We start from the raw sequence: 26,465 nt of genomic DNA, 5'->3' as shown, positions 1-26,465 counted from the left end.
CACTTTTCTCTAACTCTTTGTTTCCAAGCCAATCCAACGGATTGGCTAGAGCGTCTTTGCGATTCTGGGTGACTGCGTCTAATCGCAAAACGCTTTAGCCAGCGGCCGGTCGACGCCGGCGGGAATCACCCGGCGATCATAATGCGTCATGTCTCCCGAGTGCCTGCCGGTGATGATCAGACGGCATCCGCCTGCGACACGGCCTCTCCGCTCGCCTCGACCCGCTCTTCGGCGGGACCGGTATGCCGCGCAAGATTGAGGGCAGTGTTGATCAGCCCGATATGGCTGAAGGCCTGCGGAAAGTTGCCGAGCATGCGCTCTGCGATCGGATCATATTCCTCCGACAGCAGCCCCACATCGTTGCAAAGGCCCACCAGCCGCTCATAGAGGCGGCGCGCGTCGTCCTCGCGGCCCTGCAGCACGTAGACATCCGCCAGCCAGAAGGTGCAGACCAGGAAGGCACCCTCGCCCGGCGGCAAGCCGTCATCGACGTGGTCGGTGTTGTAGCGCAACAGGAAACCATCCCGCATGAGCATGTTCTCGACCGCCTTGACCGTGCCGATCACCCGAGGGTCATCCGCCGGCAGGAAGCCGACAAGCGGGATCTGCAGGAGACTGGCGTCGATCGTCCTGGAGCCATAGGCCTGCACGAAACTATCGAGATTGGTATCGAAGGCCTTGCTGCAGACATCTTGGTGAATCTCGTCAGCCACGCGCTGGCAGTGCTCGGCAAAGGCAGGCCTGTCGCCGGATTTGATCGCCATATTGGCAGCCCGGTGGAAGGCGACCCAGGCCATCACCTTGGAATGGGTGAAATGCTGCGCCCCGCCGCGCACCTCCCAGATCCCCTCGTCAGGGCGGCGCCAGGCCGTTTCGAGGAAGTTCATGATGACTTCGCTGAGCGCCCGCGTCCTGGGGTGACGCGCCAGGCCGCCCGCGGCCGCCTGCATCATGGCATCAGCGACCTCGCCATAGACGTCGAGTTGGAATTGCTCGGCGGCGGCATTGCCAATCCGCACCGGCCGCGAGCCCTCATAGCCGCTGAGCCAATGGGGCTCCCATTCCAGCAGGTTCCGCTCGCCCGACAGGCCATACATGATCTGCATCTGCTCGGGCGCGCCAGCGATAGCCCGCATCAGCCATTCACGCCAGGCGGAAGCCTCCTCGTAATAGCCGAGCTTCATGAAGGCCTGCAGCGTCATGGTAGCATCGCGCAGCCAGCAATAGCGGTAATCCCAGTTGCGCGGGCCGCCGATCTGTTCAGGCAGCGAGGTGGTGGCTGCCGCCACGATGCCGCCCGTCGGCATATAAGTGAGTGCCTTCAGGGTGATCAGCGAGCGTTTGACGACATCGGTCCAGGCACCGACCGATGGGCAGCGCCCGGCAAAATCGCGCCAATAGCTCTCCGTATTCGTCAGCGCGGTCTGGACATCCGGCTGGGCTAGAGGCGGCGTCGTGGAAGGACTGTAGGTCAGGACGAACGGCACCTGTTCACCGGCGCTGACCTTGAACGTGCCAGCGGTATGCAGATCTTCGCCTTCCAGGGGCACCGGGGTCGAGAGAATCAGCCGATCGGGTCCGGCCACGGCCGTGATGGTGCCGTCATCGGCCCGGGTCACCCAGGGCACGGTGCGGCCATAGTCGAAGCGCACGACGAAATCGATGCTGAAATCGACGCTGCCCTTCTGGCCGACCACCAGCCGGATGAGGTCGTTGCTGCCATCGCGTAACGGCATGAAGTCGATCAAGGTGGCGACGCCCTCCTCCGTTTCGAACGTCGTTTCCAGGATGAGGGTATCGGGCCGATAGCGGCGGCTGACGCGGGCCTTCCTGTCGGTGGCGGCAATACGCCAGCGCCCATTCTCCGACGTGCCGAGCAAGGCCGCAAAACTGGCGGGCGAGTCGAAGCGGGGAAAGCAAAGCCAGTCGATGGAACCGTCGCGGGAGACGAGGGCTGCCGTTTCGCAATCGCCGATCAGGGCGTAGTCTTCAATCCGAGACGTCAAGGGCATCACTCCTTTTGACAAACGGGGATGAGGCTTGGCTATTCTCTTGTCCTGAATGCGGCGATTTAGCGCCAAAAACGCAATTCATCCCCGATTTGGTCCGTTCAGGCTCCGGCACCACCCTGTCCCTGGTTCGGCATGGCGGCAATCGCCCACACTCTTTCTTTAGCTCGTCGCTCTCGACCATGACTACCCCTGCCCTTTGCCGCGAGTTCGTCAATTTGATGCCTCGGCGGGGTTTCGCAGCACGCAGCCGCGCGAGAGACCCAAAGAAAGCCACGAAAGTATAGGCTGGTAACGGGATAGTATGATTAACACATCACGCGAGGTAAAATATTACTTTTGTGGCAAAAATAATCTAATCCTAAAGACTTAATTTCAATGGATTGAAGTTATGAAGATTACAATATATAGGTGAATTATATACTTTTATTAAAGCATGCCTTCGGCAACGAGAGTATATTAACTATCCTTGAAACAAGGAGGAAAATAGACTTACTGAGGAATCCGCATGAGCGATCTGCAATATGTTGGCAATATAGCCTTGATCAGCAGCAATGTATTAATACGAGATTGCCTCGATTTTATTCTTACTCTTAATTTTCCACAATACAGAATACAAGTATTTTCTGCCGTAGATGAATGGGGCATTTCTTCTTCGCCTGTGCAGACGCGATTGGTGATCCTGCACGACCGGGGGTATGTGGATGCCTCAAGGACCCTGGCGACCGCGCGCGCCAATGACCCCCACATTCCCGTGCTCGTCCTCGCGAATGCCAGCGACGCGGCAAGCATCGTCCAGGCTATCGACCTGGGCGCCAGAGGCTATGTCCCCAGCTCCTTGCCCGTCAGCGATCTAATCTTTGCGGTGAACCGCATCCTGGCGGGAGGAACGTTCGTTCCGCCTGAAACGAAGTTCGGCAAACAGGCATGGAAGCCCCTGACGCCTCGGCAATTGTCCATTGTCGCCGCCATCCGGCAAGGCAAGACCAATGCGCAAATAGGAAAAGAGCTCGGCATCAGCGAAAGCACCGTCAAGGTGCATGTCCGCCGAATCATGAAGCAGATGCAGGTCATCAACCGGACGGCTATCGCCCATCGATCGAAGGACATTCTGTCCACCGACGAGGATTAGGGCGTTTCGGCTTAAACGCACCTTGCTCTAGAGGCAGTGGTGCCGATACAGATGCGAGGGCCTTGGCGAGCACAGCCTTCGATTGCTATGGTTCGCACCGAAATGGGCACCGCGGCGTGTCGGCATCGTGAGGTTGCAAATTGTCGGCGCTCGCCAAGCTTCCACCCACATGGATGGCGCTGCTGCAGCGCTACTGGCCGCATTTGATGGCGCTCTGGCTGGTTGGCGTGTTGGCCGAGGACGTGTTGACCGAAATCGCCGTACGTGTCGGCTTCCTCAACCAACTGGCGGGGCTCTCGACGCTCACATTGGTGGTGCTGGTCAAGCTGGTGGTGATCGTCGCCCTGTTCGAGATCGTCCGACCGGGGCTGCCCTCGCTGCAAGCCGCGGCCAAGGCCGCCGAAACATCGCAAGCCGACAGGCCCGAAGGAGAATCGGCCGGCTTCACTACGGCGCTCTCCCTGGCCTTGGTTCCCTTCTTCGCCTTCTACGCAGCCTGGGGCTTTCTCGGCGACACGGTCCGCGAATATTCCAAGCTCGCGCTCGACCTCACCCCCTTTGGCCAGAACGCGCGTATCCTCGAGGTGAGTGGCGGCTGGCTCCTTCTGGCCTCCGTGGCCCTCGCCTGGCTGGTACGGCTCGGCGCCAAGCAGATGCACAAGCGCTCCAAACATGTGTTCTGGCCGTTTCTGATCGTGGTGTGCGAAGCGAATTGGGCTTTCATTGCGCTCTATGTGCTGTCCAACTGGCACAATGAGATCATGGCGTGGGTCTCGCGCGTGCCCGAGACCTTGAATGGCTGGCTGTTCCCAGCCGCGCGAGCCGCGGCGGCCGCGCATGCCGCGGCGATCGCACCGCCCGTGGAGTATGCGCCCGCCTCGTGGTTCGACATGCTGTCGGCCCTGTTTATCTATGCGCTCTATCCCATGGTCTGGCTGACGCTGGCCGCCCTGGTCTACGGCTATGACATCGGCCGGGCAGGCCTGCCGGTTGAAGGTCGCTGGAGCAAAGCAATCGGGCATTGGGGCCGATTGCCCAAGTTCTTGCGCGATTTTCTCACCCATTTCGTGGCTGGTACAGCCAAGCGCTACCGCGCGCTTGCAGAGGGCGTCGGCCTGACCTTCGGCACGGGCCTTACCCTCGTCGTCACCGTCATCGTCGCCTTCCGTCTCCTCGACTGGAGCGCGGCCTGGGCTTGGTACGGTGCTGCACGCCTGATCGGGCCGCATGAAATCGGCCTTTGGCAGATCATCGCCCATGCCCTCTCCATCTTGCTGGGCAGTCCAAGTGCGCCCGGCAACGGAGCGTTGGTCATGCCCTTGAAGATCACCCTGCTCGCCGCAGGACTGGAGACGGGCTTTGCTCAGGGACGGCAGTGGCGTAGCGCCCGTCGGCCGATCAGCGCAATTCCAGCGGGAAGCTGAGGGCGTCCGGCAGGGCCGAACGGAAGGAGAGGCGCGCAGAAAGCCCCGCAGCGGCCTCGGCCGGGATCAGGAACTTCTCTTCGACCAAAGTTGGCTGGCCATCCAGCCCGATGGAGCGAGAGGCTTCCAGGCACCCCGCCACGGGCGTCGCCGTCGGCTCCAGCGCGCGGCTGATGTCGCGGGACAGGACGAAGGATAGCGGGCTCCAGCGCTGCCCCCCGCCATCGACCAGGGTCAGGCTGCAGCCCATCCAGGCCGACTGCCGATCCGCTTCATCGATGATCTTCCCGTCAGGTACCGCCTTGAGGCGAACAATGAGAAGCTTTCGGTCTTTCGATAGGGGCAACCGCGCGCCTTCGCCGCCATCGACGAGTTGTGCCGATGCGAGCGACCAGGTAGCGCGGGCATAGGGAGCGGCCTCACCCGGCTTGACAGCAGCGATACGAAACTCATGCGAAGCGAGATAGTCCGTGATGTCGACCCGAGCACCGAAGGCGAAAACGGCGACAAAAAGCACGGGTATCGCAATCATGCTGCGCCAATACCAGCGCGCCGCGGGCCGGCCTTCGGGAGCTGCCTGTTCAGAGAGGGTCACGGCCGATCTCCAGGACGGTACGACGGATGGCGGTGCCCTCGTCCAGCGCCACGGCGAGCTGGGATGTGAGCCGGGGAAAGACTTCCCGCGAGACCACCAGTTCCGCACCCGCGAGTTCATCGGCTGGCAGTTCGAACACGAAAAGGCCACGCTGCTGCAGGCCGGGCTGCAATTCCTTGCCGGAGAGCAACTGAGACATGCCTTCGATCCGGGGGCTCTGCATATAGGTCCGCCCGCTTGCTCCCCGAAGCGCGACACCACCCAGCATCAGAGAGCGCTGTTTGGCCGACACGTCGGCGGCGACCACCGCCCAGATGCCGCCGGTGCCACGCTCGACCCTCTTGCCATAGCGCTGGAAGATCAGCAGCTCGGACAGGATCAGCCTGTCCACCTTGAGACTGAACTCGCTGGTCCCGGCGCGCGTCCCCTGCCGGCCGGCCGTCTCGATCGGGCCAGTAAGGACGGCATAGCCAGGCATCGTCCAGCGCAGCAGCGCCAGCACGGCAATGCCGATCAGTACGATCGCCACGGTGACGGCGGCATTCTTCATCCCGGGCTCCCGGCGGCATCAAGCGGTACGCTTACGCGCGCGACGTCATGCGGGTTGAACCAGCCCGGGGCACCATAGAGATTGTCCCTTGGCTTGAAGGTCGCGCCGGCAACGGTGAGCTCCAGAGCCTTGGGCAAAGCACCATCGCCCGGCAGGGTCCAGACGGCCTGCAGGCGTTCCGGCAGGCGAGGCTGCAAATCCATGAGCCGCTCCTTGTCGCGGACGAGGTAGAAATCCGGTCCCTCGGCATTGGCCACATTGGTGAGCTTCAGGATGCCGGCGACGGCATTGGAAGTGCGCTCTGTCCGGTTGGTGAGCACGAGCTCGAGCACCACGGCCCGGCGCCCGGCCTTGATCGGGCGACCGTCGGGCAACGCCGTGGCGAGGGCGGCCGAGTTCGGCGTGACGAGCCAGCGCCCCGCCTCGACCGCCTGCCCGGCCCTCATGACCGGCACTTGCTCGGGATTGCGCAGGTGATAGAGCGAGGCGCCCAGCGAAATCGCGGCCGCTGCAAAACCGCCGATGCCGGTCAGCACCTTCGCCTTGAGGCTCTGGCGTGAAAACCCGGCGCGCAGCTTCGACAAAGTCCCGTTTGTATCGGCCATGAAACCGACTTAGTCGCTGAACGTCGCCTGGGCAAGATGCCGCGAACGGGGAGAAGACCGGACTCGCGCGCATTTTCTGCGCCATGCACGCGTCATGATCGTCACATTCACCGGGTTCTGCCGTCGCGGCATTCAGAGCATGATGTCTGATGTCGCGAGTCGCGGGAGGGAAGATGGCCGATGCGGATGCCATTGTCGTGGGGGCGGGCCTGGCCGGGCTAGTCGCGGCCACCGAGCTCACCACCGCCGGAAAGCGGGTAATCCTGCTCGACCAGGAGCCGCGCCAGAATCTGGGCGGCCAGGCCTTCTGGTCGCTCGGCGGCCTCTTCCTGGTCGACAGCCCCGAGCAGCGCCGCCTCGGCATCAAGGACAGTTTCGAGCTCGCCTTGCAGGACTGGATCGGCACGGCAGCCTTCGACCGCGAGGAGGATTACTGGCCCCGGCGCTGGGCCGAGGCCTATCTCGCCTTCGCGGCCGGAGAGAAACGTGCCTGGCTGCGATCGATGGGCCATCGGATTTTCCCGGTCGTCGGCTGGGCCGAACGCGGCGGCGGCAGTGCCGGTGGCCCGGGCAATTCGGTGCCGCGCTTCCACCTCACCTGGGGCACGGGTCCGGGCGTGGTCGAGCCTTTCGAAAGGCTCGCATTGGCGGCCGAATCGGAAGGCAGGCTGGCGCTGCGGTTTCGCCATCGCGTCGACGGCCTGATTCGGAGCAGCGGTGCGATCACCGGCGTGGAAGGCAGCCTGCTCGCTCCCAGCGAAGTCCCGCGCGGGGTCGCCACATCACGCGAGGTGGTGAGTCACTTCTCCCTGACCGCACCGGTGACGATCATCGCCAGCGGCGGTATCGGCGGCGACCTCGATCTGGTGCGCCGCCATTGGCCGCGGCGCCTCGGCCAACCACCCGAGACGATGGTCACCGGTGTCCCCGCTTATGTCGACGGGCGCATGCTCGCCCTCGCGGCACAGGCCGGGGCACGGCTGATCAATCGCGACCGCATGTGGCACTATGTCGAAGGTCTCAGGAACTGGGATCCGATCTGGCCCGGGCACGGCATCCGCATCCTCCCCGGCCCCTCCTCGCTCTGGCTCGACGCGCGCGGCAACCGCCTGCCCGGCCCGCTCTATCCGGGCTTCGACACACTGGGAACGCTGACCCATTTACGCACCACCGGCTTCGACCATAGCTGGTTCATCCTGACCCAGAGCATCATCCGCAAGGAATTCGCACTGTCGGGCTCGGAGCAGAACCCCGACCTCACCGGCCGCGACTGGAAATTGACGCTACGCCGCGCCATCGGCCGGCGGGCGACCGGACCGGTGGAGGCCTTCAAGCAGCATGGCGCCGATTTCGTGGTGGACGAGGATCTCGAACGCCTCGTCGCCGGCATGAACACCCTAACGAAAGAACCCCTGCTCGACGCCACCGCGATACGGCAGCTGATCGAGGCGCGCGACCGCGACCTTGCCAACGGCTTCGGCAAGGACGGCCAGATCATGGCTATCCGCAATGCCCGACATTATCTCGGCGACCGGCTGATCCGCACGGCACGGCCGCACGCTTTGCTCGATCCCGCCCACGGGCCCCTGATTGCGGTCAAGCTCAACATCCTCACGCGCAAGACTCTGGGAGGCCTGGAAACCGATCTCGACGGCCGGGTCTTCGGCGAGGATCTCGCTCCTCTGCCCGGTCTTTATGCCGCCGGCGAAGCCGCCGGGTTCGGCGGTGGTGGCATGCACGGCTATCGGGCCCTGGAAGGCTCCTTCCTCGGCGGCTGCCTGTTCAGCGGCCGGCAGGCTGGCCGTGCGGCGGCGGGCGCGGTGTAGTCGCGGATCTGTCTTGGGTGCGCCTCAGGCGCTGCCGAGGAAGCGGCTCACAGGCCGCCGAGGAAGCGGCCGAGATCGACGATGCCGACCGAATAGGCAAGCTGGACCAGGCAAATCGCGGCCGCGACTGCGGCAAGCGCCGTTCGCGGCAACCAGCGCTGCGCCCAAGGCCCGTCATTCCATAAGAGCCTGGCCGTGATGGCCAGGCCGATGCCGGCCAGCACAAGGCCGAGAATGTTGAAGCGCGACTGCGAGACCAATTGCCCGTTCACCGAGAAGCTCTCGGAGGTCCCCACGAACAGCCAGAGAGGCAGAATGCCAAGGACAAGGCCCGCCAATGGCGGGCGCAGACGCTGAAAGGGGGTCTGCGCTGCAAGGGGAAGCTCCATGTCACATCCCTCATGAAGACTGAACCGGGCAGCAGGCACGCTGCCAGCCCATAATTGACCTTGGGAGAAGGCACTCGCTGTTCCAAAAGGGACAGGCGCCGGCAGCACCCTCGCCCCCAGGGCTTCCCGGCGCCAGTTTGCCGCTCGACGATATCGACAAGCGTTCCAGGCGGCGGCAGAATGCCGGCATGAGCATTCGCCTGCCCCAGAACCTCTCCCCTGCTGCCGCGCGTACAGCCCTCGATGTCCTCGGCGCCGAAATCCACGTGGAGAAGGCCGCATCGCTGGGGCGCGCGGGCGAGGCCGCCGGCCGGGCCATGGCGGCGCTGCTGCGTGCGGCGCCCGACGATCCAGACCGCCCAAATCTGTTGGCTGAGGCCGTCGACGCGGTCTATGGCTATTTCATCCAGAGGGAGCTGATGGGCATGGCCTCCCATGGCGGTGTCATCCGCGAGCTCAAGATACCGCCCGAAGTGCTGGCGAGACTGGGCGTCAGGCGCTGACGCGTCCGATCACTTACAAGTCACCGATGCTGCCATCAGCCAGGCGCCGCGCATAGACGGCAAGGACCAGGCGCTCGGAATGGACGAGGTAATCGCCGAGCAATGCCGCCGCCTTTTCGAAACTGCCAGCTTCAGCCAGTTCGAGAATGGCGAGGTTCCTGTCGACGAAGGGAGCGTGCAGGAATTCGGCATCCTGCAGCATGCCGAAGGCGAGCCGCAGCTCGGCCAGGACCTGGGCGAACAACAGGTTCAACCTTTCGCTGTCGGCCAGTTCCACTACGGCCATATGAAAGGCCATGTTGGCGGTACCCACTCCAGGCCAGTCATCCGCCACCCGGCAACGCATGGCCTCTTCGAATGCATCGCGCATGCGCTTCTTGGCAGGATGGCGCGGATAGGCCTGCGCGAGAGCCTGACACTCGATCAGGCGCCGGACCCGGTAGATGTCGATGATCGAGGCGATGCTCGGCACCGCCACGAACACACCGCGATTGGGAACATGCCTGAGCAGGCCATCCTTCGTCAGCACCCGGAAGACCTCGCGCAGCGTGTTGCGGGAAATGGCAAGATCATCGCTGAGCGCCTGCTCGGACAGCCGCTGCCCGGGCGCGAGTTCGCCTTGGGTGATCTTGCGCCGCAATTGCTCGGCGACGCGTTCGCCGAGCGTCAGGGCGAATGCCGCGGGACGGGGATCACCCGGCGGGGTCATGGGCGGTGCCTGGTGCCATTGTCCGATCTTCACTCAACGCTGCCATTCCGACTGTCCATGACGCCGGGCTGGATTGTAGGGCAATCCTGGGGATTCACAACGAGGCAGCGCCAAGATCTCGACAGGGATGGACCGTGGAGCTCCCCTTTGAGCGGAAGATGCGCTGGCCGGCGAGCCACACAAGGCCATCCCTGCGCAGACTGAAGCCCACCTGCCACCGGCTGCGGATTGGGCAGACCTGCCGCCTGCCCTTTCGGCCCCGCTTTTTGATCGCTCGGGAGCATCGACATATTGTTGAACAATATTAGTGTTACGTTCAATCAAAATGCTTGATCAAGCCATCAATTTAGATGATATTGCCGACAGATCGGAAAATATCCCCCTACAAGAACCGATCATATTTCCAGACCATCCAATGTCCCCGGGGAGCGAACACCGTGCCTAGTGACATCAGCCTATGGCCTCTCATCGGCGTGGCCATCATCGTCGTGGGCTTCGTCCTGCGCTTCAATCCCATGCTCGTCGTGATCGTTGCCGCCATCGGCACGGCTCTCGCGGCGAGCTTTCCGCCGCTGCAGGTTCTCTCGGCCATCGGCACCGGCTTCCTGAAAACGCGCAATCTGGCGGTGATCCTGCTGCTCCCGCTCGCCGTGGTCGGCCTGCTTGAACGCCATGGCCTGCGCCAGCATGCACAGGCCTGGATCAGCAAGATCCGCTCGGCGACATCGGGCCGCCTCCTCATCGTCTATCTGGCCGCCCGGCAATTGACCGCTGCGGTGGGCTTGACCAGTCTTGGCGGCCATCCTCAGATGGTAAGGCCGCTGATCGCGCCCATGGCGGAGGGTGCGGCCGAGGTTCGGCATGGCTCGCTCACCGAGCGCGTGCGCCATAAGATCAGGGCCTTTGCGGCCGCTACCGACAATGTCGGCCTGTTTTTCGGCGAGGACATCTTCGTCGCTTTCGGCGCCATCGTGCTCATGACGACATTCCTAAGAGAGGCTGGCGTCGAGGTCGAGCCGCTCCATGTCGCCCTATGGGGCATTCCCACTGCTGCCACCGCCTTTGTCATTCATGCGTTCCGACTGTCTCGCCTCGATGCGGCTATCGCCCGCGAGCTGGCCGAAGCGCCGTCCGAAACCGGCCTGCGGCCTGAAACGCAGTCGGAGGGCTGACATGATCCTCTCGCTTTCCCACCTGTTCTATCTCGTCGGGGCAATCCTGGCCGTCACAGCCGCCATGACCCTGGCCGACCGCAACCATCCCAAACGCTTCAGCAGTGCCCTGTTCTGGGGTCTCTATGCGTTGGCCTTTCTGGTCGGAGATTTCCTGCCGCCGGCCGTGGTCGGCGTGGGTGTTGCCGCCCTGGCGCTGATCGCGGGGCTCGGCGGAGTCGGCGCCGGCCACCACAGCATTCCTAGCGTCGCCGAAGCGGTGGCCAGTGCAAAGCGGCTCGGCAACAAGCTGTTCGTGCCGGCGCTCGCCATTCCGCTGCTGACCGTGGCGATCACGCTTTCGGGCCATTACGTCACCATCGGCGGCACGCCGCTGTTCGATCCCAAGAATACCACCCTGCTCGCCCTCGGCCTCGCCTGCATCGTCGCGCTGGGGCTCGCCTGCTGGCTGACGCGCGAAACGCCGGCACAGGGCCTGCGCGAATCCCGCCGTCTCACCGATGCGCTCGGCTGGGCCCTGGTCCTGCCCCAGATGCTGGGTATGCTTGGCCTGGTCTTCTCCGATGCCGGCGTCGGCAAGGCGGTCGCCCATCTCACCACCAGCTATGTCAACATGGACCTGCGCCTGGTGGCAGTCGCCCTCTATGTCGTCGGCATGGCATTGTTTACCGTGATCATGGGCAATGGCTTCGCCGCCTTCCCGGTGATGACGGGCGGGGTCGCCGTGCCGGTCCTGATCGGTGTCTATCACGGCAATCCGGCGGTCATCGCCGCCATCGGCATGCTGTCGGGCTATTGCGGTACGCTGATGACCCCCATGGCCGCCAATTTCAACATCGTGCCGGCCGCGCTCCTGGAAATCGACAAGAACGCGGTCATCCGTGCGCAAATTCCGACGGCGCTAGCCCTGCTCGCCGCCAATATCGTACTGCTCTATGTCCTGATGCCCCTGTAGGACATTATTCGCGGAAAGCCGTCATGAGCCCCAAAAAGCCGCCAGACAAGACGCCGCCAAACGTGTTGATCACCGGCTTCGAGGCGTTTGAAGACGATGAGACCAACGCCTCCTGGGAGATTGCCCGGGCGTTGGACGGCTGGATCTGCAAGGGAGCTCGCGTCCGCGCCGTGCAATTGCCCTGCGTGTTCGGGGCAGCCATCGAGCGACTGGACGAGGCTCTGAGGCAATGGCAGCCCCGTCTCGTCGTCAGCCTCGGGCAGGCGAGCGGGCGCCCCGAGATCACGCCCGAGCGCGTTGCTGTTAATCTCGACGATGCGCGCATTCCCGACAATGAAGGCCGCCAGCCGATCGATATCCCGGTGATATCAGGTGCGCCGGCCGCCTATTTTTCTTCCCTGCCGGTCAAGGCGATCGTGCGGGACCTCCGGGCGGCGGGGCTGCCGGCCTCGCTGTCCAACTCCGCCGGCACCTTCGTGTGCAACCACATCTTCTACGCCCTGATGCATCGGCTGGCGACACAACGCCCACTCGCCAAGACGCGAGGCGGGTTCGTGCACGTGCCCTGTCTGCCCGAGCATGCCGCACGCCGGCCTGGACTGCCGAGCTTGGCGCTGGGGACGCAGGTCGAGGCTATCAGACATCTCACGCACACCGCCCTCACCGTCCAAGAGGACGTGCGAGAGAGTGGCGGACAAATCCATTGAGCCGCCAGGCATCTGAGCAGCAAAAATTATCGGGAGCTTCGTGCCATGAACATCGACCTCAACAGCGATCTCGGCGAAAGCTTCGGCGCCTGGCGCATGGGTGATGACGAGGCGGTGCTCGGCATCGTCTCCAGCGCCAATGTGGCCTGCGGCTTTCATGCCGGCGATCCCACCGGCATCCTCGCCACGCTGCGGGCCGCCAAGGCCAAGGGCGTGACGGTCGGGGCGCACATCGCCTATCCCGATCTCGGCGGCTTCGGGCGGCGCAACATGGATGTCGCCAGCGAGGACCTGATCGCCGACGCCATCTACCAGATCGGCGCGCTCAAGGGCCTGGCCACCGCTGCCGGCACCACCGTGCGCTACGTCAAGCCACATGGCGCCCTCTACAACACCATCGCCAAGGACCGGCGGCAGGCCGAGGCCATCATCGAGGCGATCCGGCAGATCGATCCCGAGCTCACGCTGGTGGCCCTGGCCGGATCTCCCCTCATCGGCTGGGCTCGCGCCGCCGGCCTCACCGTGGTCGCCGAGGCCTTCGCAGACAGGGGCTATATGCCCGATGGCTCGCTGGTGTCGCGCCGCGAGCCCGGCGCGGTGCTGCACGACCCGCAGGAGGTGGCGGCGCGCATGCTCCACCTGGTGACGGAAGGCACGGTTCCCGCGATCGACGGCAGCGCGGTCCGCATCGAGGCGGATTCGATCTGCGTCCATGGCGACAGCCCCGGCGCCGTCGCCATGGCACGCGAAATCCGCGCCTTGCTGGAGCGATCGGGCGTAGCCATTCGCTCCTTCATGGCCTCGACGGGCGGAGAGCGTTGATGCGCTTCCTGCCGGTCAATCTCGATGCCCTCATGGTTGAGCTCCCAGACCTGCCGCAGACATTGGCTTTGCAGGCCTCCCTGGGCGCCGAGCCCATCGCCGGCATCGAGGATATCGTGCCCGCGGCCCGGACCCTGCTGGTGCGCTACCGTCCAGCGGCGATCACGCAACGGGACCTGATCACCGCCATCGGCCAGCGACGCCTCGATGCCGATGTCGAACAAAGCGGTACTCTGATCGAGATCCCGGTCCGCTACGATGGGGAGGATCTCGCCGAAGTCGCCGATTTCCTCAAAATTCCGGTCGAGGAGGTGATCCGGCGCCATACCGGCAGCGAATACGCAGTGGCCTTCACCGGCTTCGCACCGGGTTTTGCCTATCTCAGCGGCGGCCATCCGAGCTTCGATCTGCCCCGGCGTGCCACGCCGCGCCCGCGCTTGGCCGCAGGCTCCGTGGGCCTGGCCGGTCGCTTCAGCGCCGTCTATCCGCAGGCGAGCCCCGGCGGCTGGCAGATCATCGGCGTGACGGACCTGCCGATGTGGGACCTTGCACGCGAGCGCCCCGCTCTGCTGCAGCCCGGCGATCGTGTGCGCTTCGTCGAGGTTGGCGAAGGTAAGAGCCCCCACCCCCTCTCACCATCGGGGAGAGGGGAGATGGCGAGACCTGCACCCCTCTCCCCGGTGGGGAGAGGGGCCGGGGGTGAGGGAAACGACCCCACCTCCCCCCTCTTCGAGGTCATCAAGCCAAGCCCCCAGATGCTGTTCCAGGATCTGGGTCGCCCCGGCCAGGCGCGGCAGGGTGTCAGCGTTTCCGGCGCCATGGACCGCGCCGCCCTGCGCAGTGCCAACCGGCTGGTCGGCAACCCCGGCCCAATGCCAGGCCTCGAGATTGCCTATGGCGGCTGCGAACTTCTCTGCCTCGGCGAAACGGTGGTCGCCGTCACCGGTGCCGACGGGCCGCTCACTTTGACCACCGCCGAAGGCTCCCGCCACCCCGTGCCGCGTCACGCCGCCATCGCGCTTGCCACCGGCGACAGACTGCATTTCGGGGAGCCGCAGGCCGGCATGCGCTTTTACCTCGCCGTGCGCGGCGGTTTCGCCATTGCCCCGGTACTGGGCAGCGCCGCCACCGACACGCTCGCCCAGATCGGGCCGCCGGCCGTCGTGGTCGGCGATCGCCTATCCGGACTCACGCCGCCGCCCGGCGCCGTGACGGCGTTGCCGGATGTGCCACCCGTGCTGCCTAGGCTCGGCGAACCCGTCATTCTCGACGTCGTCATGGGGCCGCGCAGCGACTGGCTCTCCGAGGCAGCGCTCGAGGATTTTGCGAACCAGTCCTGGTCGGTGACGCCCCAGTCCAATCGCATCGGCATCCGCCTCTACGGCGAGCGGGCGCTGAAGCGCGCGCCGGCAAGCGAGGGCAAGGAACTGCCGAGCGAGGGCACGATCCAGGGCTCGGTCCAGGTGCCGCCCTCAGGCCAGCCGGTGCTGTTCCTCGCCGATCATCCGCTGACCGGCGGCTATCCCGTCATCGCGGCGGTCGCCCCCTACCATCTCGACCGCGCCGGCCAGATTCCCATCGGAGGGCAGATCCGTTTCCGGCCGATCACCCAATTTGCCGAAACGTCTTGCGACCTGGCGGAATCGCCTGGAGTCGCAAAGGCGCGTCGAACCAAAAAACCAGAGTAAACAAGCCTTTCCGCTTTAACGCGCTTTGCTCAAGGGGACGATAATGCCCATCAAGAAGGTCCTGATCGCCAATCGAGGCGAGATCGCCGTGCGCGTGATACGGGCCTGCGCCGATTACGGCGTCGCCTCGGTCGCGGTCTATGCCGATGCCGACATCGACGCGCTGCACGCCCGCATGGCGGACGAGGCCTATGGCCTGGAAGGCGACAAGCCAGCCGAGACCTATCTCGACATCGACAAGCTCATCGCCATCGCCCGCCGCAGCGGCGCCGATGCCGTGCATCCAGGCTATGGCTTCCTCTCCGAGCGCGCCGGTTTTGCGCAGGCCGTCATCGATGCCGGCCTGACCTGGATCGGCCCGCCTCCATCGGCCATCGAGCAATTGGGCGACAAGGTACAGGCCCGCAAGCTCGCCATGGCGGTCGGAGCGCCCCTGGTCGCCGGCACCGCCGATCCCGTTGGTGGCCCCGACGAAGTTCTCGCCTTTGCCGAACAGCACGGCCTGCCGATCGCCATCAAGGCCGCCTTCGGTGGCGGCGGGCGCGGGCTGAAAGTCGCCTGGCGCATGGACGAGGTCGCCGAACTCTATGACTCGGCCGTACGCGAGGCCGTCACCGCCTTCGGCCGCGGCGAATGCTTCGTCGAGCAATATCTCGATCGCCCCCGCCATATCGAAGCTCAGGTGATCGCCGACAGCCATGGCAATGTCGTGGTGCTCGGCACGCGCGACTGCTCGCTGCAGCGCCGCAACCAGAAGCTGGTGGAAGAAGCCCCGGCGCCCTTCCTCAGCGACGAGCAGCGCGCCCGCATTCACCAGGCGGCGCGCGATATCTGCGCCAAGGCCGGCTATGTCAGCGCCGGCACGGTGGAATTCCTGCTGAGCGCCTCGGATGCGATCTCCTTCCTGGAGGTCAACACCCGTCTGCAGGTGGAGCATCCGGTAACGGAGGAGACGGCGGGCATCGATCTGGTGGTCGAGCAGTTGCGCGTCGCCGACGGTCATCCTCTCAGCATCAGCGAAACGCCGGCGCCACGAGGCCATGCCCTGGAGTTCCGCATCAATGCCGAGGATGTCGGACGCGGCTTCCTGCCGACGCCGGGCCTCATCACCGCCTTCGAGCCGCCCTCCGGCCCCGGCGTCCGCCTGGATACCGGCGTCACTACCGGCTCGACCATTCCCGGCAGCTTCGATTCCCTGATGGCCAAGCTCATCGTCACCGGCGCGACGCGGGGCGAGGCCATTGCGCGAGCCCGGCGCGCCCTCGCCGAGTTCCGCATCGAGGGGGTCGCCTCGGTCCTGCCCTTCCATCGCACGGTGATCGGCCATACCGACTTTACCGGTGAGCGGGATTTCAAGGTCCACACCCGCTGGATCGAGACCGACTTTGCCGCCACCCTTGCAGCCGCCACGCGGCCAGAACCGCTGCCGGCGGCGACATTGCTGCGCACCGCCGTGGAGATCGACGGCCGGCGCGTCACTCTGGGTCTGCCCCCCGCCTTGCTGGGCGGCCTCCAGGCCGTGCCATCAGCGGCGCCGGCAGCAGCCGCGCAAGCCGAAGTCTCGCCCGATGCTGTGGTCGCGCCGATGGCCGGCACACTGCGCTCCTGGCAAGTGGAAGACGGCGCCGAGGTCGCGGAGGGCGATGTCGTCGCCGTGATGGAGGCGATGAAGATGGAAATGCAGGTCAAGGCACACAGGACCGGAAAGCTGGCGCAGGAAGTCCAAGCTGGTGCCACCGTGACGGCCGGCATGGTGATGGCGCGCATTGGATAGGACAACGATCTATAGGAAAGGCACGGATAGCCTTCTCCCCCTTGCGGGACCGGGCACTTCCGATAGAAGTGCCATGGGTGGCCGAGCGTAGCGAGGTCAGATGAGCGGTCGCACCATTCTTTAAGTACTGTCGCGAAACCCCTCATCCGCCCCTTCGGAGCACCTTCTCCCACAAGGGGAGAAGGCTATCCGCGCCTGTCTGGAAAGAGCCTGCCGTGATTCCCTGGAAACACCTCGACACCGCGACGATCCCCAATGGCGGCGCAGAACTGCGCCTCAAGCAGCGCGGTAGTGAATTCTCGATCAGGCTCGGCAGCATCGAGCTGATGAACAGCCGGCTCAGCGGCTCGGAAGAGGCGCTGGCGACGATGACCGCCGAGCGCCTGGCGGCACGCAAGCATCCGCGCATCCTGATCGGCGGGCTCGGCATGGGCTTCACCCTGCGCGCCGCCCTGGCAAGCTTTCCCGAGGATGCCGAGATCGTGGTCGCCGAACTGGTGCCCTCCGTCGTCACCTGGGCCCGGGGGCCCATGGCCGAGATCTTCGCAGGCAGCCTCGATGATCGGCGCGTCAGCATCGAGCTCGGCGATGTCGACAGAATGATCCGCTCCGGGCGCCGTTTCGACGCGATCCTGCTCGACGTCGACAACGGTCCGGAAGGGCTGACCCATGCCGGCAATGATCGCCTCTACAGCCTGGAAGGCCTCGCGGCGGCACGGGGAGCACTGACCGCAGGCGGCCTGCTGGCCGTGTGGTCGCAAGGTTCTTCCTCGGCCTTTGCCCGGCGGCTGCATCAAGCGGGCTTTGCGGTGGACGAAGTTCGCGTGCGCGCCAACAAGGGGCGCAGCGGCGCCCGGCACGTGATCTGGTTCGCGAAACGGAGCTGAGTGCGGTCCGGCCGATACGGCGCGAAACTCGCCAGGAAGAAGCCTTCAAGCGACCAGATCGGCCAGCCGCGATCGGCCTCCCGTCATCATGGCGCTTCCCCTTATGCCCTTGCAGCACGACGCCAGGCTGCATACCTCTAGGAAATCTTCATTGCCCGGATTGCGGGTATTGCGCATGCTGCCTTGCTGCAGGCGCCCTTCACCAAGATGAAAGCGATGACACTTCGTTCGATCATGCGCTCGGTCGTGGCCGTGCGGGCCAGGATTCCACAGGACGCCTTCACCGCGGCTGCGCTCGGCACCGAGCGTGAAGGCAGTGGCGTGGTCATCCGCGACGACGGGCTGGTGCTCACCATCGGCTATCTCGTCACCGAAGCCGACGAGGTCTGGCTGACCACGCAGGAGGGGCGTGTGGTTCCCGCCCATGTCCTGGCCTATGACCAGACAACAGGCTTCGGCCTGTTGCAGGCGCTCGGCCAACTCGGCCTGCCGGCCCTGGGGCTTGGCAGTTCCGGCAAGACGGCGGTCGGCGAGGAAGCCGTTTTCGTCGACGGCACGGGGCGCCATGTCGAGGCCCGCATCGTGGCCAAGCAGGAATTTGCAGGCTATTGGGAATATCTGCTCGATGAGGCGATCTTCATCGCACCCGCCCATCCTGCCTGGGGCGGTGCGGCGCTGGTTGGCGAAGACGGCAGGCTGCTGGGCATAGGCTCCCTGCTCCTGCAGATGGAACGGGGCGGCGAGGATTTCGACATCAACATGGTCGTGCCCATCGACCTCCTGCCGCCCATTCTCGACGATCTCCTGACGCGTGGCCAGGTCGATAAGCCGCCGCGTCCCTGGCTCGGCGCCTTCTCGGCGGAAAGCAACGGCAAGGTCGTGGTCGCCAGCGTGGCCAAGGGCTCACCGGCGGCCAAGGCGGGACTGAAGGCGGGCGACGTCATTTCGGACATCCGCAACGAGGAAGTCCAGGGCCTTGCCGACTTCTATCGCAAGGTGTGGAGCGGCGGGCCCGCGGGCGTAGAAGTGCCGATGCGCGTGCTGCGCGGTGGCCGGGAGAGCTGGCTTCGCGTCAAATCGGCCGATCGCAACGCCTTCCTGCGCAAACCGCCCTTGCAGTGAGGCCGACCCGTCCTGGGATCGCAGGCATCCTTGCCTGCTCTTCCCATCCATCTGTCGCAGTACTTCAAGAGCAGGCAATCGTGACAATTTTCGATGAAGATTGTCACTGAGACGCCGACGATCCCGAGAGAGCCGCGCCTCAGCCCGCGGCTTCCAGCTTGTCCTGCGTCTTCGTCTCGAAATCGCTGGCGTCGTGCCGCTCGCGCAACTGGCTCGCCGGCTCGCCCGAGGTGCGGTTGACCATTCGCCCGCGCTGCACGGCCGGACGCAGGAAGATCGCCTCGGCCCAGCGCTGCACGTTCTTGTAGTCCTCGACCTGCAGGAACTCGGCCGCGCCATACTGCCAGCCCCTGGCGAGGCCGCCATACCAGGGCCACACCGCCATGTCTGCGATGGTGTAGTCGCTGCCGGCCAGATATTCCACCTGCGCCAGACGGCGATCGAGCACATCGAGCTGGCGCTTGACCTCCATGGCGAAACGATCGATGGCGTATTCGATCTTGGTCGGCGCATAGGCGTAGAAATGGCCAAAGCCGCCGCCGAGATAGGGGGCGCTGCCCATTTGCCAGAACAGCCACGACATGCACTCCGCGCGCGCGGCGGCATCCTTGGGCAGGAATTCCCCGAACTTCTCGGCGAGATAGAACAGGATCGAGCCGGATTCGAACACCCGGATCGGTTCGGCGCCGCTGCGATCGAGCAATGCCGGGATCTTGGAGTTCGGGTTGACGTCGACGAAGCCCGAGCCGAACTGGTCGCCCTTGCCGATCTCGATCAGCCAGGCATCATATTCGGCGCCCTTGTGGCCGCGAGCCAGCAATTCCTCCAGCAGGATGGTGACCTTGACGCCGTTCGGCGTGCCTAGCGAATAGAGCTGGAGGGGATGACGGCCGACCGGCAATTCCTTGTCATGGGTGGGGCCCGCAATCGGCCGGTTGATATTGGCGAACGCACCGCCATTCGCCTTGTTCCAGGTCCAGATCTTCGGGGGCGTGTAGTCGGACGAACCGGTCATTCTCGAACTCCAGATCAGAGCATGTCAGTGAAAGGGCCAGCAAGCGCAAAGGCTGCCTTCATGGCAGATAGGGAGGGGCTGAAGCTCATGCTAGGGCAACGTAGGCGGCTCTGCCCCAGAAAATCCCGGCCTCTCCTTCCCTCCGCGCTTTATCCCGAGCGCAGAGCCTGCTATCACGCGCGCTATGAATTACGCGTTGCGCATAGCCCGAATTATCGTCCCGGCTTCCGCGTGCGGGCTCGGCTGAGCTCCGCGGAAGGTCCGGGTTTGCGCCGCTTTTCCTTTTCCTCCGTATCGACGGACCACTGTTCATGACCGATGTTGCGTCCCCCTCCAGCGAGACCGCCGAAGCCTCGAAGGCGAGTCCTGAGGGTTTCGACTATTCCAAGACCCTGTTCCTGCCGCAGACGGCCTTCCCCATGCGCGGCGGCTTGCCGCAGAAGGAGCCTGAGATCCTGGCGCGCTGGCAGAGTCAGAATCTGCGCCAGCGCCTGCGCGAGGCTTCGGCCGGCCGGCCGAAATTCGTGCTGCATGACGGCCCGCCCTATGCCAATGGCAACATCCATATCGGTCACGCGCTCAACAAGATCCTGAAGGATTTGGTGGCGCGCTCCCAGCAGATGCTCGGCTTCGATTCCAACTATGTGCCGGGCTGGGACTGCCACGGCCTGCCGATCGAATGGAAGATCGAGGAGCAGTACCGCGCCAAGGGCAAGAACAAGGACGAGGTGCCACTGGTCGAGTTCCGCCGCGAATGCCGGGCCTTCGCCGAGCATTGGGTTGGCGTGCAGCGCGAGGAGTTCAAGCGCCTGGGCGTCGAGGGCGACTGGGCTCATCCCTATCTCACCATGGCCTTCTCAGCCGAGGCGCAGATCGCCCGCGAGATCATGAAATTCGCCATGAGCGACCAACTCTATCGTGGCTCCAAGCCGGTGATGTGGTCGGTGGTGGAGAAGACCTCGCTCGCCGAAGCCGAGATCGAGTATGAGGATCATACCTCCGACATGATCTGGGCGAAATTCCCGGTGCGCTCGGGGGCCACGCGCGACGAGGTGGCCAAGGCTGCCTTCGTGGCCTGGACCACCACGCCCTGGACCATTCCCGGCAACCGCGCCATCGCCTACTCGAGCCGCGTCGCCTATGGCCTCTACCGCGTCACTGCTGCACCCGAGAACAATTGGGCTAAGGCAGGCGACAGCTTCATCCTGGCCGACAAGCTCGCCGAAGAGGTGTTCAAGGCCGCCAAAGTGGAGGCCTATGAGCGCGTGGGCGGCGTCGAGGCCGGTGAACTCGCGAGCCTTACGGCCGCCCATCCGCTGGCGGGCTTCGACCACTTCTATGGCTTTGTCGTGCCCCTGCTCGAGGGCGAGCATGTCACCGACGAGGCGGGCACCGGCTTTGTGCACACCGCCCCCAGCCATGGCCGCGAGGACTTCGACGTCTGGACCGCGCATCAGCGGGAACTGAACGCCCGCGGCATCAGCACCTATATCCCCTATCCCGTGGATGGCGACAGCTTCTACACCGCTGATGCTCCGGGCTTTGCCGGCAAGCGCGTCATCACCGAGAAGGGCGACAAGGGTGATGCCAACGACGCGGTGATCAAGGCGCTGGTGGCCGAAGGCAACCTCGTGGCCCGCGGCCGCATCAAACATCAGTACCCGCATTCCTGGCGCTCGAAGAAGCCGGTGATCTTCCGCAACACGCCGCAATGGTTCATCGCGATGGACAAGCCCATCGATGTCGTGCCGCCAGGCACGGTGCCGGCAGCGACGCCGGTCCGCATGGAAGGCGGCGCTCTGCGCAACGATATCGGGCCGACGCTCGGCGACGGCTCCTCGCTGCGCGAACTCGCGCTTAACGCCATCCGGCAGACGCAATGGGTGCCGGCCACCGGCGAGAACCGCATCACCGGCATGATCGCCAACCGCCCGGACTGGGTGGTCTCGCGCCAGCGTGCCTGGGGCGTGCCGATCGCCGTGTTCATGCGCGACAAGCCGGGCGGCGCCGTCGAGATCCTCAAGGATGAGGCCGTCAACCAGGCCATCGCCGCGGCGTTCGAGGCCGAAGGCGCCGATGCCTGGTACCAGGAAGGAGCCGCCGAGCGCTTCCTCGGCGCGCGGGCCGGCGAAGGTTGGGTCAAGGTCGACGACATCCTCGACGTCTGGTTCGATTCAGGCTCCACCCACGCCTTCACGCTCGAGGATCCCAGGCACTTCCCAGGCCTTGCCGGCATCCAGCGCAAGATCGACGGTGGCGATGATACCGTGATGTATCTGGAAGGCTCCGACCAGCATCGCGGCTGGTTCCATTCCTCGCTCCTGGAAAGCTGCGGCACGCGCGGACGGGCGCCCTACGACATCGTCCTCACCCATGGTTTCACCATGGCGGAGGACGGCAAGAAGATGTCGAAGTCCCTGAAGAACGGCGTCGATCCCCAGGACGTGATCAAGCGCTCGGGCGCCGACATCCTGCGCCTGTGGGTGGCAACCTCCGACTATACGGACGACCAGCGCATCGGCCCCGAAATCCTCAAGACGGTGGAGGATACCTATCGCAAGTTGCGCAACACCATGCGCTGGATGCTGGGTACGCTCGCCCATTTCGAGGCCGGTGACACCGTTGCCGCCGCCGAGATGCCGGAACTCGAGCGGCTGATGCTGCACCGGCTGGCCGAACTCGATCGCGAAGTGCGCACCGCCTATGAAAGCTATGACTACAAGCGCGTGGTCGCACTGCTCGCGACCTTCATGACGGCGGACCTGTCGGCCTTTTACTTCGACGTGCGCAAGGACGCGCTCTATTGCGATCCGAAATCGTCCCTGCGCCGTCGGGCGGCGCTGAGTGTGGTCGACAAGCTCTTCACCTGCCTGGCCACGTGGCTGGCGCCGGTGCTGTGCTTCACCATGGAAGAATCCTGGACCTCGCGCTTCGGTGAACAAGCTTCCGTGCATTTGCAGCCCTTCGCGGCGGCCGATCCGGCCTGGATCGATCCGGCACTCGCCGAAAAGTGGGACCTGGTGCGCGAGGCACGCCGCGTGGTCACCGGCGCTTTGGAGCATGAACGCGCCGCCAAGCGCATCGGCTCCTCGCTGGAAGCCGCGCCAACAGTCCATGTCGCCGACGAGGCGACGCTGGCGGTGCTGCGCAGCGTCGATTTCGAGGATGTCTGCATCGTCTCAGGGTTGACGCTGGTGGCCGGCGAGGGTCCCGCCGAGGCCTATCGCCTCGACGGCGTCCCCGGTATCGCGGTGGTTCCCAGCCGGGCGGGTGGCGTCAAATGCGCGCGCTCCTGGCGCTATTTCGATCCCAGTACCGCTGATCCCGCCTTCCCCAACATCACGCCGCGCGATGCGGCGGCGATGCGTGAATGGCAGGCGGCGGCAGGGGCTCAGCAATGAAGTCCTGGTTTATCGGACGGCATTCATTCCTTGGCGTGGTGGCGGCAATTCTTGCCGTCGCCATCGACCAGGGCCAGAAATATTGGGCGCTCTATATCCACGACATCGCCAATTCAGGCCCGGTCGACTGGACTCCCAATCTGCAATTCGTGCTGGTGTGGAACCGCGGCGTTTCCTATGGCATGTTCCAGCAGGAAACCGAGTTCGGCCGCTGGGCGCTGATATCCTTCCGCATCGCCGCGGTGGTGCTGTTGCTGGCCTGGCTTGCCCGGATATCCACGAAAATCGGCGCGGTCGCCATCGGCCTGATCATCGGCGGCGCACTCGGAAATGCCATAGACGGCGTGCTCTACGGCGCCGTCGCCGACTTCTTCCTGCTCCATGCCGGCGATTTTTCCTGGTATGTCTTCAACCTGGCCGATGTCGCCATCGTTGCGGGCGTGGCCCTGCTGTTGTATGACATGGTGGTGAACAAAGAGCCACAGACGCACGGGTCCTCCTGACTTTTCAGGTACTGGTTGCCCGAAAGTGTATCGGTTTCTTGGTTTTGACGCATTTTTCGGGCAGTAGAGCGAAGATCTCTCCCGGAATTTGCACCGAAATCTAGCAGTGATTGGGATATAGGATGCGGACAAAGATTTGGCTTGGCCTGGCTGCGGCGACGGCACTGGTTGCCCTGGCGCCGGCCGGCGCAGCGAATGCGCAGTCCCTTGGGCAGAACTTCTTCCAGAAGATGCTCGGCACCGGCGACGATGCCCCGGCTATCAACTATTCCGACCGTGCGCCGCTGGCAAAACCGGGCAAGCTCGACCTGCCGCCGCCTGGTACGGCCGCGACTTCCGACAATGATCCGAACTGGCCGGTGGACCCAGACTACAAGAAGCGCAAGGCCTCCGGCGTCATTCCGCGCGGCAAGGCCGAGCATGGCGATGGCCGTCTCTCCCCTGATGAGATGGCGGCTGGCCGCGTTCCAGGTTCTGGCGCTCCCACCGAGCCCGAACCCTTCGATGCCGCCAAGGCCAGTTCCCGGCCTTTGAAGCCCAGCGAATTGCAGAAGCGCCTCAATCTTGGCGAGGACACCACACCGCTCGCCGCCGGCGTCGAGCCGCCGCGCCGCTCGCTGACCGAGCCGCCGGTGGGCTACCGCAAGCCGCTCGCCTCGGCGCCGCTGGCCGGCAATGAGCCCCTGCCCTCCGAAGGCAACAAGAGCGAGTCCTGGTACGACCGAGTGTTCAAGACCCAAAAGGTCAAGTAAGAAGCGCTCAAGCAAGCACAATGCCGATGGCCGGTCCAGCTCCATCTCTCGATGGAGCTGGACCGGCCTTTTCTTTTATATACCGCCGAGCTTATCGCCGCCCGAACAGGGCCTCGATGTCGCTGAGCTTCAGCGTCACATAGGTCGGCCGGCCGTGATTGCACTGGCCGGAATTGGGCGTGATCTCCATCTCGCGGAGCAGCGCATCCATCTCGGCTGGCAACAGGCGTCGCCCGGCCCGCACGGAACCGTGACAGGCCATGGTGGCGGCGACATGGTCCAGGCGCCGTTCCAGCACGATCTCCGACCCCCATTCGGCAAAGCCGTCGGCGAGGTCGCGGATGAGCGCAGCCGGATCGGTCGTGCCCAGTGCGGCCGGCGTAGCCCGGACTAGCAGGGCACCCGACCCGAACGGTTCCACCACCAGGCCGAGGGCCGCCAGATCCTCACCCGCTGCCGTCAGGCGCTCGACATCGGCGGGATCGAGATCCACGACTTCCGGGATCAGCAGCAATTGCGACTTGGCGCCGGCAGCCGCGCGCTCCCGCTTCAAGCGCTCATAGACGAGGCGCTCATGGGCGGCATGCTGGTCGACGATGACGACGCCCTCCCGGGTCTGCGCCACGATATAGGTCTCATGTAGCTGGGCGCGCGCCGCGCCAAGCGGCCGGTCGAGGCTGTCGGGCGCGGGAGATACCACCGTGGCCCGCGCATCGGCGGAAGGCAGCACCAGCGTGTCGAATCCGGCCTGGGCCGGCGCGGCAAAGCCGCTTCCACCGCCGCCCGTGCCGCCCCCCCCCGGGCGAGGCGCTGCGGGCGAAGCCCGCCAGTCCCAGTCGAGATCGGCGGGGCGCTCGAGACTGCGCGCAAGCAGGCCGAGGGCGACATCGGCATTGCCGCTCGAGCTGCGGCCGGACTCGCGTTCCAGCGCAGAGCGGATGGCCGAGACGATCAGGCCGCGCACCAGGCCACCGTCCCGGAAGCGGACCTCGGCCTTGGCCGGATGGACATTCACGTCGACATTCTGCGGGGCAATGTCGAGGAAGAGGGCCAGAACCGGAAAACGGTCCTTGGGGAGATGATCGGCATAGGCGCCGCGTACGGCGCCCAGCAGCAGCTTGTCGCGCACCGGCCGCCCGTTGACGAATAGATATTGATGCTGCCCCGTACCCCGATTGAAAGTCGGCAAGCCGATATGGCCATGCAAGCGAGTATCGCCGCGCGTCACGTCGATGGCGATCGCATTGTCGATGAAATCGGCCCCCAGCAAGGTACCCAGGCGCGTCTCCTCGTCACCACCAGGCCAGGTCGAGGGCGAATGATCTTCGCCCGCGAGGGTAAAGGCAATGGCGGGATTGGCCATGGCGAGGCGCTTGACGATATCGCCGATCGCCGCCGCCTCGGTACGCTGGGTCTTGAGGAATTTCAGACGGGCCGGCGTGGCATAGAAGAGATCGCGCACCTCGATGCGAGTGCCCTCCCCGATGGCGGCCGGGCGGATCGCCTGGTGCTCGCCCGCCTCGATGGCGATCATCGCCCCCGTCGCGGCGCCACGCTCGCGTGTGGTGATGCTGAGGCGCGACACCGAGGCGATGGACGGCAAGGCTTCGCCGCGAAAGCCCAGCGTGTTGATAGCGAGCAAATCTTCCGTCGGCAGTTTGGAGGTGGCATGCCGCTGCACGGCCAAGGCCAGATCCTCGGACGACATGCCCGAACCATCATCGACGATGCGGATCAGGCGCTGCCCGCCTCCCTCGGTGACGACCTCGATCCGACTGGCACCGGCATCGATGGCGTTCTCCACCAATTCCTTCACGGCGCTTGCCGGCCGCTCCACCACTTCGCCGGCAGCGATGCGGTCGATCAGGATCTGGGGAAGAGCGCGGATGGCCATGGGGCGAATCGTCCATCGGCGACTGATTTTC

23 protein-coding genes are annotated in these 26,465 nt (G+C 64.9%); 15 read left to right on the top strand and 8 right to left on the bottom strand.

Features of this window, described 5'->3' with window-relative positions; genetic code table 11:
• Positions 1-176: 176 nt before the first annotated feature.
• Positions 177-2,012: a glycoside hydrolase family 15 protein gene (locus AB4037_RS02175; RefSeq protein WP_434957714.1), complete on the bottom strand. Its 1,836-nt coding sequence runs from the start codon at positions 2,010-2,012 to the stop codon at positions 177-179.
• Positions 2,013-2,517: 505 nt separating this feature from the next.
• Here AB4037_RS02175 and AB4037_RS02170 point away from each other — a divergent pair.
• Both AB4037_RS02170 and AB4037_RS02165 read left to right on the top strand, forming a co-directional pair.
• Positions 2,518-3,141: a LuxR C-terminal-related transcriptional regulator gene (locus AB4037_RS02170; protein ID WP_441770377.1), complete on the top strand. Its 624-nt coding sequence runs from the start codon at positions 2,518-2,520 to the stop codon at positions 3,139-3,141.
• A gap of 140 nt (positions 3,142-3,281) precedes the next feature.
• Positions 3,282-4,565, top strand: a complete 1,284-nt coding sequence (locus AB4037_RS02165; RefSeq protein ID WP_441770376.1) for a hypothetical protein — start codon at positions 3,282-3,284, stop codon at positions 4,563-4,565.
• On the opposite strand, the gene AB4037_RS02160 is transcribed toward AB4037_RS02165, so the two are convergent.
• From AB4037_RS02160 to AB4037_RS02150, 3 genes are read right to left on the bottom strand one after another with little or no spacing between them, the layout of a single operon-like run.
• Positions 4,540-5,160 (bottom strand): hypothetical protein, encoded by a 621-nt coding sequence (locus AB4037_RS02160; RefSeq protein ID WP_434957717.1) that lies wholly within the window; start codon positions 5,158-5,160, stop codon positions 4,540-4,542. The genes AB4037_RS02165 and AB4037_RS02160 overlap by 26 nt on opposite strands.
• The gene (locus tag AB4037_RS02155; RefSeq protein WP_441770375.1) at positions 5,147-5,710 is read right to left on the bottom strand and encodes a hypothetical protein; all 564 of its coding nucleotides are present in this window, start codon (positions 5,708-5,710) and stop codon (positions 5,147-5,149) included. The genes AB4037_RS02160 and AB4037_RS02155 overlap by 14 nt, the downstream gene beginning before the upstream one ends.
• A complete protein-coding gene (locus tag AB4037_RS02150) occupies positions 5,707-6,315 on the bottom strand; it encodes a hypothetical protein (RefSeq protein WP_441770374.1) in 609 nt (202 codons plus the stop codon). The genes AB4037_RS02155 and AB4037_RS02150 overlap by 4 nt, the downstream gene beginning before the upstream one ends.
• A 173-nt stretch (positions 6,316-6,488) precedes the next feature.
• Here AB4037_RS02150 and AB4037_RS02145 point away from each other — a divergent pair, with 173 nt between their 5' ends.
• Positions 6,489-8,141, top strand: coding sequence for an FAD-binding dehydrogenase (locus AB4037_RS02145; RefSeq protein ID WP_441770373.1), 1,653 nt, complete (start codon positions 6,489-6,491; stop codon positions 8,139-8,141).
• Between the two features lie 47 nt (positions 8,142-8,188).
• Here the strand turns inward: AB4037_RS02145 and AB4037_RS02140 are convergent, their stop codons facing one another.
• Complete coding sequence (locus AB4037_RS02140) at positions 8,189-8,530, bottom strand: hypothetical protein (RefSeq protein ID WP_434957721.1); 342 nt, start codon at positions 8,528-8,530, stop codon at positions 8,189-8,191.
• A 188-nt stretch (positions 8,531-8,718) separates the two neighbouring features.
• Here AB4037_RS02140 and AB4037_RS02135 point away from each other — a divergent pair, with 188 nt between their 5' ends.
• Positions 8,719-9,033, top strand: a complete 315-nt coding sequence (locus AB4037_RS02135) for a DUF6665 family protein (RefSeq protein ID WP_434957722.1) — start codon at positions 8,719-8,721, stop codon at positions 9,031-9,033.
• Between the two features lie 13 nt (positions 9,034-9,046).
• Here the strand turns inward: AB4037_RS02135 and AB4037_RS02130 are convergent, their stop codons facing one another.
• On the bottom strand, positions 9,047-9,742 hold the full coding sequence (locus AB4037_RS02130) for a GntR family transcriptional regulator (protein ID WP_441770372.1): 696 nt from the start codon (positions 9,740-9,742) through the stop codon (positions 9,047-9,049).
• Positions 9,743-10,179: 437 nt separating this feature from the next.
• Here AB4037_RS02130 and AB4037_RS02125 point away from each other — a divergent pair, with 437 nt between their 5' ends.
• The 8 genes from AB4037_RS02125 to AB4037_RS02090 all read left to right on the top strand — a co-directional run bounded on the left by AB4037_RS02125 (position 10,180) and on the right by AB4037_RS02090 (position 18,869).
• On the top strand, positions 10,180-10,914 hold the full coding sequence (locus AB4037_RS02125; RefSeq protein WP_441770371.1) for a DUF969 domain-containing protein: 735 nt from the start codon (positions 10,180-10,182) through the stop codon (positions 10,912-10,914).
• Position 10,915: 1 nt separating this feature from the next.
• Complete coding sequence (locus AB4037_RS02120) at positions 10,916-11,869, top strand: DUF979 domain-containing protein (protein ID WP_441770370.1); 954 nt, start codon at positions 10,916-10,918, stop codon at positions 11,867-11,869.
• Positions 11,870-11,892: 23 nt separating this feature from the next.
• Positions 11,893-12,576 carry a pyroglutamyl-peptidase I gene (gene pcp / locus AB4037_RS02115; protein ID WP_434957726.1) on the top strand — a complete coding sequence of 228 codons (684 nt, stop codon included), beginning with the start codon at positions 11,893-11,895 and terminating at the stop codon, positions 12,574-12,576.
• A 45-nt stretch (positions 12,577-12,621) separates the two neighbouring features.
• Positions 12,622-13,398: a LamB/YcsF family protein gene (locus AB4037_RS02110; RefSeq protein WP_441770369.1), complete on the top strand. Its 777-nt coding sequence runs from the start codon at positions 12,622-12,624 to the stop codon at positions 13,396-13,398.
• A complete protein-coding gene (locus AB4037_RS02105; RefSeq protein ID WP_441770368.1) occupies positions 13,398-15,086 on the top strand; it encodes a carboxyltransferase domain-containing protein in 1,689 nt (562 codons plus the stop codon). The genes AB4037_RS02110 and AB4037_RS02105 overlap by 1 nt, the downstream gene beginning before the upstream one ends.
• A 49-nt stretch (positions 15,087-15,135) precedes the next feature.
• Positions 15,136-16,860, top strand: coding sequence for an acetyl/propionyl/methylcrotonyl-CoA carboxylase subunit alpha (locus AB4037_RS02100; RefSeq protein ID WP_441770528.1), 1,725 nt, complete (start codon positions 15,136-15,138; stop codon positions 16,858-16,860).
• Between the two features lie 215 nt (positions 16,861-17,075).
• The gene (locus AB4037_RS02095; protein ID WP_441770367.1) at positions 17,076-17,747 is read left to right on the top strand and encodes a hypothetical protein; all 672 of its coding nucleotides are present in this window, start codon (positions 17,076-17,078) and stop codon (positions 17,745-17,747) included.
• A 216-nt stretch (positions 17,748-17,963) separates the two neighbouring features.
• Positions 17,964-18,869 (top strand): S1C family serine protease, encoded by a 906-nt coding sequence (locus tag AB4037_RS02090; protein WP_441770366.1) that lies wholly within the window; start codon positions 17,964-17,966, stop codon positions 18,867-18,869.
• A gap of 139 nt (positions 18,870-19,008) precedes the next feature.
• Here the strand turns inward: AB4037_RS02090 and yghU are convergent, their stop codons facing one another.
• Entirely contained in the window at positions 19,009-19,884 is an 876-nt protein-coding gene (gene yghU, locus AB4037_RS02085; protein WP_441770365.1) for a glutathione-dependent disulfide-bond oxidoreductase, read from the bottom strand.
• A gap of 311 nt (positions 19,885-20,195) precedes the next feature.
• Here yghU and ileS point away from each other — a divergent pair, with 311 nt between their 5' ends.
• From ileS to AB4037_RS02070, 3 genes are all read left to right on the top strand, one after another.
• Positions 20,196-23,285, top strand: a complete 3,090-nt coding sequence (gene ileS / locus AB4037_RS02080; protein WP_441770364.1) for an isoleucine--tRNA ligase — start codon at positions 20,196-20,198, stop codon at positions 23,283-23,285.
• Complete coding sequence (lspA, locus tag AB4037_RS02075; protein WP_441770363.1) at positions 23,282-23,788, top strand: signal peptidase II; 507 nt, start codon at positions 23,282-23,284, stop codon at positions 23,786-23,788. Before ileS ends, lspA begins: the two co-directional genes overlap by 4 nt.
• A 122-nt stretch (positions 23,789-23,910) precedes the next feature.
• Positions 23,911-24,540: a hypothetical protein gene (locus AB4037_RS02070; protein ID WP_441770362.1), complete on the top strand. Its 630-nt coding sequence runs from the start codon at positions 23,911-23,913 to the stop codon at positions 24,538-24,540.
• 91 nt (positions 24,541-24,631) lie between these two features.
• Here the strand turns inward: AB4037_RS02070 and mutL are convergent, their stop codons facing one another.
• On the bottom strand, positions 24,632-26,434 hold the full coding sequence (gene mutL, locus AB4037_RS02065) for a DNA mismatch repair endonuclease MutL (protein ID WP_441770361.1): 1,803 nt from the start codon (positions 26,432-26,434) through the stop codon (positions 24,632-24,634).
• Between the last annotated feature and the right edge of the window lie 31 nt (positions 26,435-26,465).

The sequence above is a fragment of the Labrys sp. KB_33_2 genome, assembly GCF_052114505.1.
Taxonomy (GTDB): domain Bacteria; phylum Pseudomonadota; class Alphaproteobacteria; order Rhizobiales; family Labraceae; genus Labrys.
Note: the sequence above shows the minus strand (reverse complement) of the source record. Positions and strands in the feature narration are given on the sequence as shown.

Bases quoted from the DNA above. Each gene is read 5' to 3' on its own strand.
- AB4037_RS02175 (WP_434957714.1), bottom strand. From the start codon at position 2,012: ATGCCCTTGACGTCTCGGATTGAAGACTACGCCCTGATCGGCGATTGC.
- AB4037_RS02170 (WP_441770377.1), top strand. From the start codon at position 2,518: ATGAGCGATCTGCAATATGTTGGCAATATAGCCTTGATCAGCAGCAAT.
- AB4037_RS02155 (WP_441770375.1), bottom strand. From the start codon at position 5,710: ATGAAGAATGCCGCCGTCACCGTGGCGATCGTACTGATCGGCATTGCC.
- AB4037_RS02150 (WP_441770374.1), bottom strand. From the start codon at position 6,315: ATGGCCGATACAAACGGGACTTTGTCGAAGCTGCGCGCCGGGTTTTCA.
- AB4037_RS02145 (WP_441770373.1), top strand. From the start codon at position 6,489: ATGGCCGATGCGGATGCCATTGTCGTGGGGGCGGGCCTGGCCGGGCTA.
- AB4037_RS02140 (WP_434957721.1), bottom strand. From the start codon at position 8,530: ATGGAGCTTCCCCTTGCAGCGCAGACCCCCTTTCAGCGTCTGCGCCCG.
- AB4037_RS02135 (WP_434957722.1), top strand. From the start codon at position 8,719: ATGAGCATTCGCCTGCCCCAGAACCTCTCCCCTGCTGCCGCGCGTACA.
- AB4037_RS02130 (WP_441770372.1), bottom strand. From the start codon at position 9,742: ATGACCCCGCCGGGTGATCCCCGTCCCGCGGCATTCGCCCTGACGCTC.
- AB4037_RS02120 (WP_441770370.1), top strand. From the start codon at position 10,916: ATGATCCTCTCGCTTTCCCACCTGTTCTATCTCGTCGGGGCAATCCTG.
- pcp (WP_434957726.1), top strand. From the start codon at position 11,893: ATGAGCCCCAAAAAGCCGCCAGACAAGACGCCGCCAAACGTGTTGATC.
- AB4037_RS02110 (WP_441770369.1), top strand. From the start codon at position 12,622: ATGAACATCGACCTCAACAGCGATCTCGGCGAAAGCTTCGGCGCCTGG.
- AB4037_RS02105 (WP_441770368.1), top strand. From the start codon at position 13,398: ATGCGCTTCCTGCCGGTCAATCTCGATGCCCTCATGGTTGAGCTCCCA.
- AB4037_RS02090 (WP_441770366.1), top strand. From the start codon at position 17,964: ATGACACTTCGTTCGATCATGCGCTCGGTCGTGGCCGTGCGGGCCAGG.
- yghU (WP_441770365.1), bottom strand. From the start codon at position 19,884: ATGACCGGTTCGTCCGACTACACGCCCCCGAAGATCTGGACCTGGAAC.
- ileS (WP_441770364.1), top strand. From the start codon at position 20,196: ATGACCGATGTTGCGTCCCCCTCCAGCGAGACCGCCGAAGCCTCGAAG.
- lspA (WP_441770363.1), top strand. From the start codon at position 23,282: ATGAAGTCCTGGTTTATCGGACGGCATTCATTCCTTGGCGTGGTGGCG.
- AB4037_RS02070 (WP_441770362.1), top strand. From the start codon at position 23,911: ATGCGGACAAAGATTTGGCTTGGCCTGGCTGCGGCGACGGCACTGGTT.
- mutL (WP_441770361.1), bottom strand. From the start codon at position 26,434: ATGGCCATCCGCGCTCTTCCCCAGATCCTGATCGACCGCATCGCTGCC.